17 protein-coding genes are annotated in these 17,164 nt (G+C 54.9%); 10 read left to right on the forward strand and 7 right to left on the reverse strand.

What is annotated here, in order from left to right; genetic code table 11:
• Window positions 1-127 precede the first annotated feature (127 nt).
• The 4 genes from OGX81_RS04745 (at window position 128) to OGX81_RS04760 (ending at window position 4,126) form a co-directional block, all read left to right on the forward strand.
• The gene (locus tag OGX81_RS04745; RefSeq protein ID WP_024130578.1) at window positions 128-1,270 is read left to right on the forward strand and encodes a porin; all 1,143 of its coding nucleotides are present in this window, start codon (window positions 128-130) and stop codon (window positions 1,268-1,270) included.
• 294 nt (window positions 1,271-1,564) lie between these two features.
• A complete protein-coding gene (locus OGX81_RS04750) occupies window positions 1,565-2,395 on the forward strand; it encodes a MetQ/NlpA family ABC transporter substrate-binding protein (RefSeq protein ID WP_047458342.1) in 831 nt (276 codons plus the stop codon).
• A gap of 62 nt (window positions 2,396-2,457) precedes the next feature.
• Entirely contained in the window at window positions 2,458-3,474 is a 1,017-nt protein-coding gene (gene sfbB / locus OGX81_RS04755) for a virulence-associated ABC transporter ATP-binding protein SfbB (protein ID WP_047458338.1), read from the forward strand.
• Entirely contained in the window at window positions 3,467-4,126 is a 660-nt protein-coding gene (locus tag OGX81_RS04760) for a methionine ABC transporter permease (RefSeq protein ID WP_012133464.1), read from the forward strand. Before sfbB ends, OGX81_RS04760 begins: the two co-directional genes overlap by 8 nt.
• A gap of 61 nt (window positions 4,127-4,187) precedes the next feature.
• Here OGX81_RS04760 and mnmH read toward each other — a convergent pair whose 3' ends face one another.
• The 5 genes from mnmH to ppiB all read right to left on the reverse strand — a co-directional run bounded on the left by mnmH (window position 4,188) and on the right by ppiB (window position 8,281).
• Complete coding sequence (mnmH, locus tag OGX81_RS04765) at window positions 4,188-5,270, reverse strand: tRNA 2-selenouridine(34) synthase MnmH (RefSeq protein WP_047458336.1); 1,083 nt, start codon at window positions 5,268-5,270, stop codon at window positions 4,188-4,190.
• Window positions 5,271-5,369: 99 nt separating this feature from the next.
• Window positions 5,370-6,437, reverse strand: coding sequence for a 5-(carboxyamino)imidazole ribonucleotide synthase (gene purK / locus OGX81_RS04770; protein ID WP_012133462.1), 1,068 nt, complete (start codon window positions 6,435-6,437; stop codon window positions 5,370-5,372).
• Window positions 6,434-6,943 (reverse strand): 5-(carboxyamino)imidazole ribonucleotide mutase, encoded by a 510-nt coding sequence (gene purE / locus OGX81_RS04775; RefSeq protein WP_049011469.1) that lies wholly within the window; start codon window positions 6,941-6,943, stop codon window positions 6,434-6,436. The genes purK and purE overlap by 4 nt, the downstream gene beginning before the upstream one ends.
• 118 nt (window positions 6,944-7,061) lie before the next feature.
• Window positions 7,062-7,784 (reverse strand): UDP-2,3-diacylglucosamine diphosphatase, encoded by a 723-nt coding sequence (gene lpxH, locus OGX81_RS04780; RefSeq protein ID WP_104868973.1) that lies wholly within the window; start codon window positions 7,782-7,784, stop codon window positions 7,062-7,064.
• 2 nt (window positions 7,785-7,786) lie between these two features.
• On the reverse strand, window positions 7,787-8,281 hold the full coding sequence (gene ppiB / locus OGX81_RS04785; protein WP_003021875.1) for a peptidylprolyl isomerase B: 495 nt from the start codon (window positions 8,279-8,281) through the stop codon (window positions 7,787-7,789).
• Between the two features lie 173 nt (window positions 8,282-8,454).
• On the opposite strand from ppiB, the gene cysS reads away from it, so the two are divergent.
• On the forward strand, window positions 8,455-9,840 hold the full coding sequence (gene cysS / locus OGX81_RS04790) for a cysteine--tRNA ligase (RefSeq protein ID WP_049011837.1): 1,386 nt from the start codon (window positions 8,455-8,457) through the stop codon (window positions 9,838-9,840).
• Between the two features lie 98 nt (window positions 9,841-9,938).
• Here cysS and ybcJ read toward each other — a convergent pair whose 3' ends face one another.
• On the reverse strand, window positions 9,939-10,151 hold the full coding sequence (gene ybcJ / locus OGX81_RS04795; protein WP_047458327.1) for a ribosome-associated protein YbcJ: 213 nt from the start codon (window positions 10,149-10,151) through the stop codon (window positions 9,939-9,941).
• A gap of 1 nt (window position 10,152) precedes the next feature.
• Entirely contained in the window at window positions 10,153-11,019 is an 867-nt protein-coding gene (folD, locus tag OGX81_RS04800; RefSeq protein ID WP_012133456.1) for a bifunctional methylenetetrahydrofolate dehydrogenase/methenyltetrahydrofolate cyclohydrolase FolD, read from the reverse strand.
• Between the two features lie 576 nt (window positions 11,020-11,595).
• Here folD and fimA point away from each other — a divergent pair.
• From fimA to fimH, 5 genes are all read left to right on the forward strand, one after another.
• Complete coding sequence (gene fimA / locus OGX81_RS04805) at window positions 11,596-12,147, forward strand: type 1 fimbrial major subunit FimA (protein ID WP_024130577.1); 552 nt, start codon at window positions 11,596-11,598, stop codon at window positions 12,145-12,147.
• A 75-nt stretch (window positions 12,148-12,222) separates the two neighbouring features.
• Complete coding sequence (gene fimI / locus OGX81_RS04810) at window positions 12,223-12,756, forward strand: type 1 fimbrial protein subunit FimI (RefSeq protein ID WP_012133454.1); 534 nt, start codon at window positions 12,223-12,225, stop codon at window positions 12,754-12,756.
• Window positions 12,757-12,800: 44 nt separating this feature from the next.
• Complete coding sequence (gene fimC / locus OGX81_RS04815; protein ID WP_104869160.1) at window positions 12,801-13,493, forward strand: type 1 fimbria chaperone FimC; 693 nt, start codon at window positions 12,801-12,803, stop codon at window positions 13,491-13,493.
• A gap of 31 nt (window positions 13,494-13,524) precedes the next feature.
• Entirely contained in the window at window positions 13,525-16,137 is a 2,613-nt protein-coding gene (locus OGX81_RS04820) for a fimbrial biogenesis usher protein (RefSeq protein WP_104868972.1), read from the forward strand.
• 13 nt (window positions 16,138-16,150) lie between these two features.
• Window positions 16,151-17,158, forward strand: coding sequence for a type 1 fimbria D-mannose specific adhesin FimH (fimH, locus tag OGX81_RS04825; RefSeq protein ID WP_104868971.1), 1,008 nt, complete (start codon window positions 16,151-16,153; stop codon window positions 17,156-17,158).
• Window positions 17,159-17,164 lie beyond the last annotated feature (6 nt).

The following is a 17,164-nucleotide window of genomic DNA, read 5'->3' on the forward strand; positions in this document are numbered from 1 at the left end:
GACAGGATTAATACCAGTTAATATTTAATTGCTAAATAGTTAGCGGGCTATGCCCGTTGTTTTTTACGTTGCCGGTATTTTGCCGGCAGTGCGAATAATGACGGGTAAATCTATCAAGGAAAATATAATGACAATAAAAAAAACAGCGCTGGCGGCATCGATCGGCGCGGCAGTGGCATTAACGTCTTTCGCATCTCAGGCGGAAATCACTGTTCTGAAACAAGATCCACAGGCGGGTAATCCGCTGAGCCGTCTTAACTTCACCGTTGGCGGCAGTATTCGTCCTCAGTTCCAGAATATGGCTGGCGACGACGGTAAAAATGGTTACAAACGTAATGGCTTCGATGGCGGCACCCGTTTCCGTTTCGCGGCTGATTACTATCTGTTTGATGACATTAGCTGGGTCAGCTACTACGAGCTGGGCGTTAACTTCCCGGCGATGTTCAACTGGGATAACCACTACGCAGACGGCGCGAACGACACCACTCGCCGTATGCTGTACACCGGTCTGAAAAGCGATACCTGGGGTACGCTGACTTTCGGTCAACAGAACAGCGTTTATTATGATGTGGTTGGCGTGAAAACCGATATCTGGGACTATGACATGATTGGTCAGGCGCCAGGCAACGGTATCAACGGCGACTACGACGGTTCTTACCGTACCCGTAAATCCCTGAAGTATAAGAAAACAGTCGGCGACGTCGATCTCTACGCGTCTTATCTGTTCAGCGATGATTACAACCCGAACAACGGCCTGCGCTACAAGCGTAAAGGCGGCGGTTCTCTGGGTGCGGATTACCACATCACGGACGATCTGACCTGGGGTACGGCGTGGAACTATACGCGTGCGGAAATGCGCCCAGGTAACGGTGGCGACGGTAAAGACTACGATCAAAATATCGTTGGTACTGCGCTTAGCTGGACGCCGGATAACTGGACCTTCGCGCTGGGCGGCGGCTGGTATCAGAACTTCATGACCACCAAACGCGTAGACGCGCATGACTACTTTGCGGGCGACGCATGGGGTATTGAATACTTTGCCGGTTATAAATTCCCGATCAACCAGTATGCGGTGAAATCTATTCAGCCGTACTTTATGGGTGACCGTATTGAATATGTGAACGGCCGTAACTACCAGCGTATTGATAATGGCGTCGGTATTAGCTTCCAGTTGGATTATGGTTTCCGCGTGGATTACGAACACGTATTCACCTCCAGCACCGACGATCTGGGCGATATGAACCTGGTTCGTCTGCGTTACGACTTCTAATCATTGACGCCTGCCAAACCGAATGCCCGATGGCGCTTGCGCTAATCGGGCCTACGAGTGCAGCGCAATAATAGAGCGTCCAGGCCGGATAAGGCATTTATGCCGCTATCCGGCTTTTTCATTTCTGCCCATCCCCTTTCAACGACATACTCTGCAACATCATGAAATAATTTCAAGGACAACAGGTTGTGAACTGTGTCATGTTAACAAATAGCCTTGTATTCAGGCTCAAATGAACAACGTCGCATCGCACGGCGTACTGCACTGCATCACAACATTTAAAAGGGAGAAGTTATGGGACTGCGTCAGAGTTTACGCGTTGCCGCCGGGGCGCTTTTGCTGGCCTGCGGCCTGCAATTTGCTCATGCTAATAGCGATCCACAGACTATTGTATTCGGCGTCGCGCCGGGGCCGTATGGCGATATGGTCAAACAGGCCATCGCGCCAACGCTGAAAGAGAAAGGCTACAAGGTCGTGGTGCGCGAATTTAGCGACTATGTTCAGCCAAACATGGCGTTATCCAACGGCAGCATTGACGCTAACCTGTTCCAGCACACGCTCTATTTTGAAAAATTCACCGCCGATAAAGGGCTGAAACTGACGAAGCTGATCGTCGTGCCGACGGCCGGAATGGGGTTCTATTCCCGTAAAATCAACAGTCTGGACGAGCTGAAGAAAGGGGACATTATTACCCTGTCGAATGACCCGACCAATCTGGCGCGCGGTCTGCGTTTCCTGCAATCAATCGGTCTTATCACCATTAAAGACAATATCGACCCGACGAAAGCCTCCGAGCGTGATATCGCCAGCAACCCGAAAGGGCTGGTGTTTAAACCGCTGGAAGCGGCGCAACTGCCGCGCACGCTGGATGGCGTGACCGGCGCGCTGGTTAACGGTAATTTCGCCGTTGCGGCGGGGCTGGATCTTTCCAGCGCGCTAAAACAAGAGCAACTGGATGAAAACCTGAAAAATATCATTGCTGTACGCAGTGAAGATGCCGACAAGCCGTTCGCGAAAGATATTGTCGATGCGGTGAAATCTCCGGTCTACCGTGCAGTTATTGACGATCCGAAGAATATTTACAGCGCCTTCCAGAAGCCGGAATGGATGACCGCAGACAAATAATCGCTGCGCAAGGGAATTAACGGGGCAGCGGCGACTGCCCTTTTCGCATTTCTGAGGTGAGCATGATTGAGATTGAAAAGGTCTGCGTGGATTTTACGGCAGGCCGTGGCGCATCGACCCGCGCGGTGGATGACGTCAGCCTGCGGATAGCGGCGGGCGAAATTTTTGGCATTGTCGGCACCAGCGGCGCGGGGAAAAGTACGCTGCTGCGTACCCTTAATGCCTTAACGCGCCCGAGTCAGGGAAGCGTGAAAGTGAACGGTGTGGCGATCTCTGCGCTGGAAGGTGCGAGTCTGCGTAAAGCCCGCCAGCGTATTGGGATGATTTTCCAGCACTTTAATCTGATGCATACCCGCACGGTGGCGCAAAACGTCGCTTTCAGCCTGAAATCCGCCGGATGGGAGCGCAGCAAGATCGCCCCGCGCGTCGCCGAAATTCTGGCGCTGGTCGGGCTGGCGGATAAGGCGAACCGCTTTCCGGTACAGCTTAGCGGCGGTCAAAAGCAGCGAGTGGGGATTGCCCGCGCGATCGCCAATCATCCAGATGTACTGCTCTGCGACGAACCGACTTCCGCGCTGGATCTGGAAACGTCAGCGACCATTCTGGCGCTACTCAAACAGATTAACGAACAGCTGGGGATCACGATCGTGCTGATCACCCATGAGATGAATGTGATCAAGTCCATTTGCGATCGCGTGGCGGTGATGTCCGGCGGCAAAGTGGTGGAGTCGGGCGACGTGTTTGATGTTTTCGCTCATCCGCAGCACGCCTTCACACAGCAGCTGGTGTCGCACACTCTCAATCTGACGTTACCGGAACGTCTGCGCCAGCATCTGCCCGGTCAGTTACTGAAAATTCTGTTTATCGGTGATTCGGCGGAGCAGCCGGTGTTGTCTGATGTGGCGGTGAAGTTCGGCGTAGCGGTGAACATTCTGCACGGCAAAATTGAATATATCGGCGAACGCGCGCTGGGGATTTTAGTGGTGCAACTGACTGCGCCGCACAACCCGTCAGCGGTGGATACCGCGGTAGCGCATATTCGGCAACGTACTGCGCAGGTGGAGGTGATTCGTGGATGATTTACTGCCGGATTTAACGCTGGCGTTCAATGAAACCTTTCAAATGCTGAGCATTTCAACGGTGCTGGCGGTTGTCGGCGGGCTGCCGCTCGGCTTCCTTATCTTTGTCACCGACCGGAATCTGTTCTGGCAGAATCGCTTCGTGTATCTGGTGAGTTCGGTTCTGGTGAACATTATCCGCTCGGTGCCGTTCGTGATTTTGCTGGTGCTGCTGTTGCCGCTCACGCAATTTTTGCTCGGCAATACCATCGGGCCGATTGCCGCCTCCGTCCCTCTCTCTGTTGCGGCGATAGCGTTCTATGCGCGTCTGGTCGATAGCGCGCTGCGTGAGGTGGATAAAGGGATTATCGAAGCGGCAGAAGCGTTCGGCGCCAGCCCGATGCGCATTATCTGCACCGTACTGCTGCCAGAGGCCAGCGCCGGTCTGCTACGCGGGCTGACCATCACGCTGGTGAGCCTGATTGGCTATTCCGCGATGGCCGGGATTGTCGGCGGCGGCGGGGTCGGCGACCTGGCGATTCGCTACGGCTATTACCGCTACGAAACCCAGGTGATGATTGTCACCGTGGTCGCGTTGATTATTCTGGTGCAGGTTGTACAGATGCTCGGCGACTGGCTGGCGAAACGCGCCGATAAACGCGACAGACATTAGGGCATAATATTTGTAGGCCGGATAAGGCGTTAGCCGCCATCCGGCAGAATGCCCGCAATCGCTAGTTTTGAAGCCACTGTGCAACGTCCTGCCATATGCCGCGAAAGACGATTTTCGCGGCTTTCTTTTCCAGTTGATAGCGATACATCGGATCGTAGTATTCGTTGAGGAGCGGCGCCAGCCAGGCCAGATGCCCGTCGGTACTGCCGCTGGCCTGCTGCATGGTCAGCGCAGCGTCTAGTTTTACCGTCAGCTCTTTAAAACGCTGCAAACCAAGGCGGCGCTGAATGGCGGAAAGCCCATGATGCAGATAGTCGCTGTACGCCTGCCAGCCGTCTTCTTCCCCGCAGGCATGGGTGAAGTCGCGATGCATGCGGATAAAATACTCATCGCGCAGCCGCTCCAGACGCAGCTCGAACGGATCGTCCACAACCGCAATGGGTGCCTGCGCCATGCGTTCGCGCAGACATTCGGGCAGATGATTTGCGCCAATCATCCGGCCTTCGTCTTCCAGCACCCACATCTGTAACTCCTGACGGGCGTCGGTTTTCAACATCTCCACGGCGAGGTGGTTTTCAAAACTGGCCTGACTCAGCTGCGGCTTCAGCGTGCGGCCGAATGACGAACCGCGATGATGCGCCAGTCCTTCCAGATCCACGCCGTTCGGCTGCTGTCGAACCAGCTGTGTTTTTCCACTGCCGGTACAGCCGCCAATTAAGATCATGGGTTTTTGTACCAGCGTGTCGGTGATGTGCATGGCCGCCTGGCGGAGCGCTTTGTAGCCGCCCTGGATCAGCGGATAATCCACGCCGGACTCATGTAGCCACTGTTGTACGATATGCGAACGCTGACCGCCGCGCGCGCAGCAGAGATAACCCCGTGGATGTTGAATACAGGCTTTTCGCCAGGCCTCCAGCCGCCGTTGACGCTCGTCGCCGGCAACGAGTTTATGGCCCAACGCCAGTGCCGCTTCCGGCCCCTGGCGTTTGTAACAGGTGCCGACTGCCGCGCGTTCTTCATTATTCATTAAGGGCAGGTTAATCGCAGTGGGCATGGCGCCCTGCGTAAATTCTATCGGCGCGCGAACGTCGATTAAAGGCGTATCGGCCGCCAGAATGGCGCGATAGTCCGTCCCATCGTTCATTGTGGAATCCTGAAAAAAAACAAACGGCAATGACGGGGATTTTACGCGCTGAAGGAGGAGCCGGAAAAGGATAAGATTCCTTTCCCGGCATTTTATGTATTACTTAAGCTTACTTTGCGCCCAGATGATGCCGCTGGCGTATTCCGGCGGCAGCAAGGGAACTAAGGCTTCCAGCGTTGCGCTTAAGCGATCGGTATCGCTGTCGGTCAGGTTCAGGTGGCCCACTTTACGCCCCTCGCGAACCTCTTTGTCGTACCAGTGCAGATGCACCAGCGGCAGTTTCAGCCAGTCGTAATTCAGAGCGCTGCCAATCAGGTTCACCATCACGGACGGGCTGTCCACGACCGGTGACGGTAACGGCAGGCCGGTAATCGCGCGCAGATGCAGCTCAAACTGGCTGATGCTGGCGCCGTTTTGCGTCCAGTGCCCGCTGTTGTGTACCCGCGGCGCCAGTTCGTTGATGAGCAACCCTTCCGGCGTGATAAAACACTCCATCGCCATGACGCCGACATAACCCAGTTCATGCATGATGGCGGAGAGCATGGCTTCCGCCTGTTCCTGCTGTTTCGCGTTGGCCTGCGGGAACGCTACGCTGGTGCGCAGAATCCCGTCCTGGTGCAGGTTGTGCGTCAGCGGGTAGAACACGGTGCTGCCGTCATGGGCGCGTGCGCCGACTAACGACACTTCGCCAGAGAAGTTAATGCCCTGTTCAACAATGCACTCGCCGTAACCGTCGTCCGGGAACTGAGCGGTTTCATCCGCGCGTAAACGCCACTGCCCACGGCCGTCGTAACCGCCAACGCGCCGTTTGACGATAGCCAGTTCGCCCAGACGCGCAAATACGGCGGGCCACTCGTCCCGGCTTGCCAGCAACTGCCAGGGCGCCGTCGCCAGCGAGAGTTTGTCAAAAAGCTGCTTTTGCGTCAGGCGGTCGGCAATAATCGGGAAAACGTCGCGGTTGACGAAAGCCGGGTGGCGCGCCAGTTCGCGGGTCAGCGCGGTTTCCGGCCAGCGTTCGATTTCCGCTGTGATCACGCTTTGCTGAACCGGGACGGCGGTAGGTTCCGCGTCCAGCCCGACAGGCCAGACGGTGATACCCAACGGTTCGCCCGCCTGACGCAGCATCCGTCCTAACTGGCCGTTACCCAGTACGCAGACCTGCTTCATGCCGCACCTCGTGGGTCGGGATTCTCAAGCACCTCATCGGTCTGGGCTTTACGCCAGTCCGCCAGACGTTGGCGCAGGTCTTTATCGTGCGTCGCCAGAATTTGCGCTGCCAGTAACGCCGCGTTCGCCGCGCCCGCTTTGCCGATCGCCAGCGTGCCGACCGGAATGCCGCGTGGCATCTGGACGATAGAGTAGAGGCTGTCCACGCCGCTCAGCGCAGCGCTTTGCACCGGCACGCCCAGTACCGGCACCAGCGTTTTTGCCGCAATCATTCCCGGCAGATGCGCCGCGCCGCCAGCACCAGCAATAATCACCTGATAACCTTTCTCTTCGGCGCTTTCGGCAAAGCTGAACAGCTTATCGGGGGTGCGGTGTGCGGAAACCACTTCAACGTGGTGTGGAACGTTCAGGATATCGAAGATTTCGGCGGCAAACTGCATGGTAGCCCAGTCGCTTTTGGACCCCATCACGATGGCGACACGCGCCGGATTATTGCGGGAAGACATGCGTCTTAAAACTCCTGTGGTGCACAACTCTCGGCTTTTGAGGGCACAGAGAATAGCACGGAAATACGCCAAGGAAAACGGTTGCGTACCTTATGACGTCGTCAATTCACGGGCGAGGTTAAAACGGGAAATGGAGAAGCTCAACGTCATCCGGCATGACTTTTACCATCGACCCTTCGCTGTGCCAGGCGCCTAAAACAACGCGGAACGCGGGTTTGCCGTTAGCGCTCAGTTCGTGAACGTCCGGGCGATGAGTATGACCATGAATCAGCCATTGCACATGGTGTTTTTCCATTTCGGCCACCACGGCCTGTGGATTAACGTCCATGATCTCCAGTGACTTGCTGCTGTTGGCGGCTTTGCTGCCTGCGCGCATTCTGGCGGCAATACGATTGCGGATAAACAGCGGCAGGGCGAGGAACAGCGTCTGTAGCCAGGGTTTGTGAACTTTGGCGCGAAACGCCTGGTAACCGGCATCGTCGGTGCAGAGCGTGTCGCCGTGCATAATCAATACGCGACGGCCATAGAGGTCGAGCACCTTTTCCTGCGGCAATAGCGTCATTCCGCTTTCACGGGCAAAGCGTTTGCCGATCAAAAAATCACGGTTGCCGTGAATAAAGAAGCAGGGAACGCCGGAATCTACAACGGCTTTAATGGCTGCGGCCATTTCGCGGTGCAACGGGTTGGGATCGTCGTCGCCTATCCAGGCTTCGAAAAGGTCGCCAAGAATGTACAGCGCATCGGCCTGGCGCGCGTCACCGGCTAAAAAACGCAGAAAACCGGCGGTGATCGCCGGTTCTTCCGTGCTGAGGTGAAGATCTGCAATAAACAGTGTCGCCACGATTACTCGCTGACGGTCACGTTTTCGATGATAACGTCTTCTTTTGGTACGTCCTGATGCATACCGCTGCGGCCTGTTGATACGCCTTTGATTTTATCAACCACGTCCATGCCTTCCACGACTTCAGCGAATACGCAGTAGCCCCAACCCTGCATGCTTTCGCCAGAGAAGTTCAGGAAGTCGTTGTCGGCCACGTTGATGAAGAACTGCGCCGTTGCGGAGTGTGGAGCCTGAGTACGCGCCATTGCCAGCGTGCCACGGGTGTTTTTCAGACCGTTGTTGGCTTCGTTTTTGATCGCTTCTTTGGTCGCTTTCTGCTTCATGCCAGGTTCAAAACCGCCGCCCTGAATCATGAAACCGTTAATAACACGGTGGAAAATGGTGTTGTTGTAAAAACCTTCGCGGCAGTAGTCCAGGAAGTTTTTAACTGTTTCAGGCGCTTTGTCATCAAACGTTTTGATTACGATATCGCCGTGATTAGTGTGGAAAGTAACCATTTTTGCATCCTGTTCCGATATAGTGGTGCTTCGACCCCGGTAAGGGTCACATATAGGGGGGTGTTATAGCATAACCGCACGCTGCGATCACCTCGCAAAGTGTGCTGCTTCGATTACGAATAATATGTATCATACGGATATTATTACCCACACACGTCTATACGGAATCTTCGATGTTAAAAATCTTTAATACACTGACGCGCCAAAAAGAGGAATTCAAACCTATTCATGCCGGGGAAGTCGGCATGTACGTGTGTGGTATTACCGTTTACGACCTCTGTCATATCGGTCATGGGCGTACGTTTGTCGCCTTCGATGTCGTTGCGCGCTATTTGCGTTTCCTCGGTTATACGCTGAAGTACGTGCGTAACATTACCGATATCGACGACAAGATCATTAAACGGGCGAACGAAAACGGTGAAAGCTTTGTCGCGCTGGTCGATCGTATGATTGCGGAGATGCACAAAGATTTTGATGCGCTGAATATTCTGCGCCCGGATCTGGAGCCGCGTGCAACGCACCATATCGCCGAAATTATTGAGATCACCGAACAGCTGATCGCCAAAGGTCACGCTTATGTGGCGGACAATGGCGACGTGATGTTCGACGTGCCGACCGACCCGAACTACGGTCAGCTGTCGCGCCAGGATCTGGAACAGCTACAGGCGGGCGCCCGCGTTGACGTCGTTGACGTAAAACACAACCCGATGGACTTCGTGCTGTGGAAGATGTCCAAAGAGGGCGAACCGAGCTGGCCGTCGCCGTGGGGCGCGGGTCGTCCGGGTTGGCACATTGAATGTTCCGCCATGAACTGCAAACAGCTGGGCAACCATTTTGATATTCATGGCGGCGGTTCCGACCTGATGTTCCCGCACCATGAGAACGAAATCGCCCAGTCTACCTGCGCGCACGACGGCGAATATGTGAACTACTGGATGCACTCCGGCATGGTGATGGTGGATCGTGAGAAGATGTCGAAATCACTGGGCAACTTCTTTACCGTGCGCGATGTGCTGAAATACTACGACGCGGAAACCGTTCGCTACTTTCTGATGTCCGGCCACTATCGTAGCCAGCTCAACTACAGCGAAGAGAACCTCAAGCAGGCGCGTTCCGCCCTGGAGCGTCTGTACACCGCGCTGCGCGGAACGGACAAAACCGTTGCGCCTGCGGGCGGCGAAGCGTTTGAAGCGCGTTTTGTGGAGGCGATGAACGACGATTTCAACACCCCGGAAGCCTACTCTGTGCTGTTTGATATGGCGCGTGAGGTGAACCGTCTGAAGAGTGAGGATATGGCTGCCGCGAATGCGATGGCGTCACATCTGCGTAAAATTTCCGGCGTGCTGGGGCTGCTGGAGCAGGAGCCGGAAGCGTTCCTGCAAAGCGGAGCGCAGGCGGATGACGGCGAAGTGGCTGAAATCGAAGCGTTAATTCAACAGCGTCTGGATGCGCGTAAAGCCAAAGACTGGGCGGCGGCGGATGCGGCGCGTGACCGTCTGAATGAGATGGGCATCGTGCTGGAAGATGGTCCGCAAGGGACAACCTGGCGCCGTAAATAACGTCATTGCCGAATGGCGGCTAACGCCTTATCCGGCCTACACAGGCATAACCAGTAGGCCGGATAAGACGCGATAGCGTCGCCATCCGGCACTCTGAATCAGGCGACGACGTTAACGCTTTGTCCTGCGAAGCTGACGGTTTGTCCGGCAACAATTTTGCAGCGTTTGCGGGTTTCAACCGCGCCATCAACCTTCACTAAACCTTCTGCAATGGCAATTTTCGCCTGGGCACCGCTTTCGCTCCAGCCTTCCAGTTTGAGCAGGTCGCACAACTCAACGTGCGGGTGCTTGCCTAAAGAGAATGTTGCCATGTTATTTACCTTGTGGATCGTGATATTCAACGCACGCCTGTAGCGTGTTTTCGATAAGTGTTGCGACCGTCATCGGACCGACGCCGCCCGGTACCGGGGTGATATAGGATGCGCGCGCGGCAGCGTCTTCAAAGACCACATCGCCGACCACTTTACCATTTTCCAGTCGGTTGATTCCGACATCAATCACGATAGCGCCTTCTTTAATCCACTCGCCGGGAATGAATCCGGGTTTGCCGACGGCGACAATCAGCAGATCGGCGTGTTCAACATGGCGACGCAGATCTTTGGTGAAGCGGTGAGTCACGGTCGTTGTGCAGCCTGCCAGCAGCAGTTCCATGCTCATCGGGCGACCGACGATATTCGAGGCGCCGATGACGACGGCATTCAGTCCGAAGGTATCGATGTTGTAACGCTCCAGCAGCGTGACGATGCCGCGCGGCGTACAGGGGCGCAGACGCGGCGCGCGCTGGCACAGACGGCCTACGTTATAGGGATGGAAACCATCTACGTCTTTGTCCGGCGCAATGCGTTCCAGCACTTTGACGTTATCGATGCCCGCCGGTAACGGCAACTGCACCAGAATACCGTCGATAGTGTTGTCGGCGTTAAGCGTATCAATCAGCTCCAGCAGTTCTGCTTCGCTGGTGGTTTCGGGCAGGTCATAGGAGCGGGAGACGAATCCCACCTCTTCACAGGCTTTGCGCTTACTCGCCACATAAATCTGCGAAGCCGGGTTGCTGCCTACCAATACAACGGCCAACCCTGGGGCGCGAAGTCCGGCCGCGACACGCGCCTGAACTTTTTGAGCAACCTCAGAGCGCACCTGCTGCGCAATCGTTTTACCGTCAATAATCTTTGCTGCCATCAGAGAGAGGATTCCGTCTGTTACATTAAGTCGAAGGGGATGTGGCTATTTTGTCAGAAGCGGGGCGCGCTGTCAGTTATCGTTTGCGTCTTTACGTGTGATCGGTGCAGTGACCACTGCGATACGGGCTACGGAGAGGGGTAAAATCCTGTGGGTGATTAATGAGCAACCTAATCAAAATTAACCTAAAAGAAACAATTCATCACCCTGCTAAAATTAGGGGGAATGCCGCGAAAAACGTGGCGTTAAGTGTGATATTGAACACTTTTATATAAAAAAGGCTTAGACCTGTCCTATATCCCAATAAGAATTTACCTGGGCTAATTAAAGAGATTGAAGGTATTTTTCACTTATTGAAATGTTTAATTTATCCCTGTGACGAATTGTCATATTCGTAAAGATTAATTAGTGAATCTAATGCTCAGGAGAGTTGGGGTAAAAAGGTTAGCTAATTCTCTTTCGATATATATCTTTACAGGATGCAGAGATAATTAGCCTGACATTATTATGTCGATAGTGATTCAAACGGTTCCCGCAGGAAACTGGAGCCGAATGTGCGTAATTCAAGGGAAATCCATGAAACTTAAATTAATGACCTCTTCCGTTATTGCTGGCCTGATGTTTGCTGCTGGTGCGGCTCATGCCGATCCGGTAAGCGTTAGCGGCGGTACGGTTCACTTTGAAGGTGAGCTGGTCAATGCAGCGTGTGCCGTTAGCACGAAATCTGCCGATCAGACCGTGACCCTGGGCCAGTATCGTACCGCCAGCTTTACCGCTGTTGGCGATACCAGCGCACAGATTCCGTTCACCATTGTACTGAATGACTGCGATCCGAGCGTAGCAGCGACCGCTGCCGTTGCGTTCTCTGGTCAGGCTGACGGTACAAACGACAGCCTGCTGGCAGTCGTGTCTGGTGACAATGGCACCACGGCAGGCGGCGTAGGGATCGAAATTCTTGATAACACCTCTTCTCCGCTGAAGCCAGACGGCGCGACCTTCTCTACGGCTCAGGCGCTGGTAGAAGGTAGCAACACGCTGCGTTTCACCGCGCGTTATAAAGCGACTGCTGCGGACACCACGCCGGGTCAGGCTAACGCCGACGCAACCTTCATCATGAAGTACGAATAAACCCACCAGGGATTCAGGGATGTGGCAAGCCTCAATGGATGAGGCGCTATCCGGGGACGATAAGTGATACAGCAGATGATTAGCAAAGGCGTGGCGCTGGTGGGGCTGATTTGCGCGATGCCCGCATTCGCGCATACGGTGATACTGGAGAGCGGTAATCTTCACCTGCGGGGCCAACTGGTAAACGGCGCCTGCGCGGTGAATTCCGAAAGCCAGGATCTCCGTGTACAGATGGGGCAATACCGCACCAATGTCTTTTCTGGCACCGGGAGTTTCGCCCCGACCAGTATTCCTTTCGCGCTGCGATTAACCGATTGTAGTTCAGAGGTTTATAGCCATGTTGGGATCGCTTTTTCCGGTGTGACTCCCGCAGAAGATCCGCAGGTATTCCTGGCGCGCAGCGACACGGCGGCGACCTCCGGTATTGGTCTGGCATTATTTGATGAGGAACAACGGCAAATCATACCCAATTCCTTGCCGCTTCATTATGCCCCTATTTTAACGCAAGAAATGACATTTCATTTCACGGCTCGCTATCGGGCAATCTCGGAAAATATGACGCCGGGAAGTATTCATTCAGATGTGTGGTTTACGCTGGTTTACCCCTGATTTGTTTTCCGGGCGTTGATAAAACGCAAAAGGTATTTTTTGCCATGCTTAATTATATAAAATCAGGCCTTATTATTTTTATTGCCTTATTTACTTCAATGAGTGCGCAGGCGGCCGGGGGAATTGCATTAGGCGCCACCCGCGTTATTTATCCGGCGGACGCCAAACAGACCTCGCTGGCAATTAGCAACAGCGCATCGAAAGAGCGTTATCTGGTTAATTCATGGATTGAGAACAGCGCCGGCGTCAAAGAAAAATCGTTCGTTGTTACACCGCCGCTGTTTGTCAGCGAACCCAAAAGTGAAAACACGCTGCGTATTATTTATGCCGGACAACCCCTGCCTGCCGATCGGGAGTCTTTGTTCTGGATGAACGTGAAAGCGATACCGTCGGTGGATAAAAACAGCCTTGAAGGCAAAAACGTCCTGCAACTGGCGATCCTGTCGCGCATTAAGCTGTTTGTTCGCCCTGCCAATCTGCCGCAGGTGCAGGAAGACGCGCCAGGAATGCTGCAATTCTCCCGTTCCGGGAACCACCTGAAAATCACCAATCCGTCTGCTTACTATCTCACGCTGGTCAATCTCAAAGTGGGAAGTCAGAAGGTTGATAACGTCATGGTCGCGCCGAAGAACAATACCCAGATTCTGCTTCCGGCAGGCGCGCAGGGAAGTGTGACATTCCAGACGGTAAATGATTACGGTGCGCTGACACCGGCGAAAACGGTTAGCTTGCGCTGATCGGAACGTGTGAAGCCACACTGAGAAAACGATGAAGAAGATAACGTATCTTCCCGGTTCACTGCCGGGGTATACGCCACATCTGACGGGGGTGGCGTTGTCCATACTGGCGGCGCTCTATCCGGCGATAAGTCATGGCGAAAGTTACTTTAACCCGGCTTTTTTGTCGGCAGATGCTGCGTCCGTGGCAGATTTGTCACGTTTTGAGAAAGGCAATCACCAGCCCCCGGGCATCTATCGGGTGGATATCTGGCGCAACGATGAGTTCGTCGCGACCCAGGATATTCGCTTTGAAACCTCGTCGACGAAAACCGGTGAAAAATCAGGCGGATTAATGCCCTGTTTTGATCTGGCGTGGATCAAAAGGCTGGGGGTAAATACCACCGCCTTTCCTGTGCTTGGGCAAAGCCAGGAGGAGACCTGCATCAATTTGCCAGAGGCGATTCCCGGCGCTGAAATCGCTTTTGATTTTTCCTCAATGCGTTTAAATATCAGTCTTCCGCAGGCGTCAATGCTGAATAGCGCGCGCGGGTATATCCCGCCGGAAGAGTGGGATGAGGGGATTCCCGCCGCGCTTATCAACTACAGTTTTACCGGCAGTCGCGGGACGAACAGCGACAGCTATTTTTTAAGCCTGATGAGCGGCCTGAACTATGGCCCGTGGCGGTTGCGTAACAACGGCGCGTGGAGCTATTCCAAAGGCGACGGATACCACTCGCAAAGCTGGAAAAACATCGGCACCTGGGTACAACGCGCCATCATCCCGTTGAAAAGCGAACTGGTGATGGGGGACAGCAACACCGGCAACGACGTGTTTGACAGCGTGGGCTTTCGCGGGGCGCGGCTCTACTCTTCCGACAATATGTACCCTGATAGCCTGCAAGGCTATGCGCCGACCGTGCGTGGGATCGCCCGTACCGCCGCAAAACTGACTATCCGCCAGAACGGCTATGTGATCTATCAGAGCTATGTCTCACCGGGCGCTTTCGCGATCACCGACCTCAACCCAACGTCTTCAAGCGGCGACCTGGAAGTGACGGTTGATGAGAAAGACGGCAGTCAGCAGCGCTATACGGTGCCGTACTCCACCGTTCCGCTGTTGCAGCGCGAAGGACGTATGAAGTTCGACCTGGTGGCAGGGGATTTCCGCAGCGGCAATAGCCAGCAATCCTCGCCATTCTTCTTCCAGGGAACGCTGATCGCCGGTCTGCCTGAAGGGTATACCGCTTATGGCGGCACGCAACTGGCTTCGCGCTACAGCTCGGTGGTGCTGGGGGCCGGACGGAACCTGGGCGACTGGGGCGCGGTTTCGGTAGACGTCACCCACGCCCGCAGCCAACTGGCGGATGACAGCACCCACCAGGGGCAGTCGCTGCGTTTCCTGTACGCCAAGTCGTTGAACAACTACGGCACTAACTTCCAGTTACTGGGCTATCGCTATTCCACGCGCGGATTCTACACGCTTGACGATGTGGCGTACCGCAGTATGGAAGGGTACGAGTATGAATATGACAGCGAAGGTAAGCGTCATAAAGTGCCGGTAGTGCAGAGCTATCACAACCTGAACTACAGCAAAAAAGGCCGATTCCAGGTCAACATTTCACAGAATCTGGGGGATTACGGCTCGCTGTATATCTCCGGCAGTCAGCAAACATACTGGAACACGTCGGATGCCAATACCTGGTATCAACTGGGATATGCCAGCGGCTGGCAAGGGATCAGCTACTCCCTTTCCTGGTCGTGGAATGAATCCGTAGGGATTTCCGGCACCGATCGCATTCTGGCATTCAACATGTCGGTTCCGTTCAGCGTGCTCACCGGTCGGCGCTACTCGCGCGACAATGCCCTGGATCGCACCTATGCCACTTTTAACGCGAACCGGAACAGCAATGGGCAGAACAGCTGGCAGACCGGCATCGGCGGGACATTGTTAGACGGGCGTAACCTGAGCTACAGCGTGAACCAGGGACACAGCAGCACCAATGGCTACAGCGGCAGCGCCAGCGCGAACTGGCAGGCGGCTTACGGGACGCTCGGCGTGGGGTACAACTACGATCGAGACCAGCATGACTACAACTGGCAGCTGTCTGGCGGCGTGGTCGGTCATGCGGACGGCATCACGCTCAGTCAGCCTTTAGGCGATACCAACGTCCTGATTAAAGCGCCAGGCGCCGAAGGGGTGCATATAGAAAACCAGACCGGGGTGCAAACCGACTGGCGCGGATATGCGGTCATGCCTTATGCCACCGTATATCGCTATAACCGTGTCGCGCTGGATACCAACTCAATGGATAACCACACCGATGTGGAAAATAACGTCAGCAGCGTGGTGCCGACGCAAGGGGCGCTGGTACGCGCTGCCTTTGACACGCGAATTGGCGTGCGCGCAATTGTCACCGCAAAACAAGGCGATCGCCCGGTGCCGTTTGGCTCAATTGTGCGCGAAACCGCCAGCGGCGTCACCAGTATGGCGGGCGACGACGGGCAAATTTATCTGAGCGGACTGCCGCTGAAAGGGGAACTGCTGATTCAGTGGGGAGAGGGAGTGAACGCCCGCTGCGTGGCGCATTATTCCCTGCCTGAAGAGAGCCTGAAGCAGGCGGTGACGCTGCTTAATGCAACCTGTAAACGTCCGTCGTCATGAAAGGTAAGAAAAGATGAAAATGAAATCAGGGTTGTTGCCGGGCGCCATCGCATTATTGCTGGCGAATCCGGCATGGGCGACGGTCTGCCATAACTCGAACGGTACGCCGACCGATGTGTTTTACGATCTGTCGAATGTTTTTACCAGCAGCAATAATCAGGTAGGACAGGTGGTGACGCTGCCGGAGAAATCGGGCTGGGTTGGCGTACAGGCGACGTGTCCTGCTGGTACGAATGTGGATTATACCTTTCGAAGCTATGTGACCGAACTTCCCGTGCAAAGTACGGAAGGAGGATTCCAGTATCTCAAGCTCAATGACTACCTGCTGGGGGCGATGAGTATCACCGACAGCGCTGCCGGATTATTTTATCCGCCCCGTAATTATATTCGCATGGGGACGCACCCCAATGTACCGAAACAAAAGCCCTTCGGCGTGATGGACTCTAAGCTGATCTTTAAACTCAAAGTGATACGGCCTTTTATCAACATGGTGCCGATTCCCCGCCAGACCATGTTCTCGGTGTATGTCACCACCAGCACCGGCGATGCCCTGAGCACGCCGGTTTATACCATCAGCTACAGCGGTAAAGTCGAGGTTCCGCAAAGCTGTGAAGTGAATGCCGGGCAGGTTGTGGAATTTGATTTTGGCGATATCGGCGCCGCGCTGTTCAGCAAAGCCGGGGCGGGAAATCGCCCGGAAGGGGTGACGCCGCAGACAAAAACGGTCGCCATAAAATGTACGAACGTCGCGGCGCAGGCCTATTTGTCGATGCGTCTGGAGGCGGAGAAAATCTCCGGGCAGGCGATGGTCTCTGATAATCCCGACTTAGGCTTTATCGTTTCCGACAGCGGCGGCGTGCCGCTGACACCTAACAATCTGGCCAGCAAAATTCCATTCCGTCTGGATGACAGCGCCGCCGCCAGCGTGGGGATCCGCGCATGGCCGGTAAGCATCACGGGGAGTAAACCGACGGAAGGGCCTTTTACCGCTCGTGGGTATCTGCGTGTGGATTACGACTAAGGGGAG

Source organism: Citrobacter sp. CK206 (assembly GCF_030333125.1).
Taxonomy (GTDB): Bacteria; Pseudomonadota; Gammaproteobacteria; order Enterobacterales; family Enterobacteriaceae; genus Citrobacter_B; species Citrobacter_B koseri.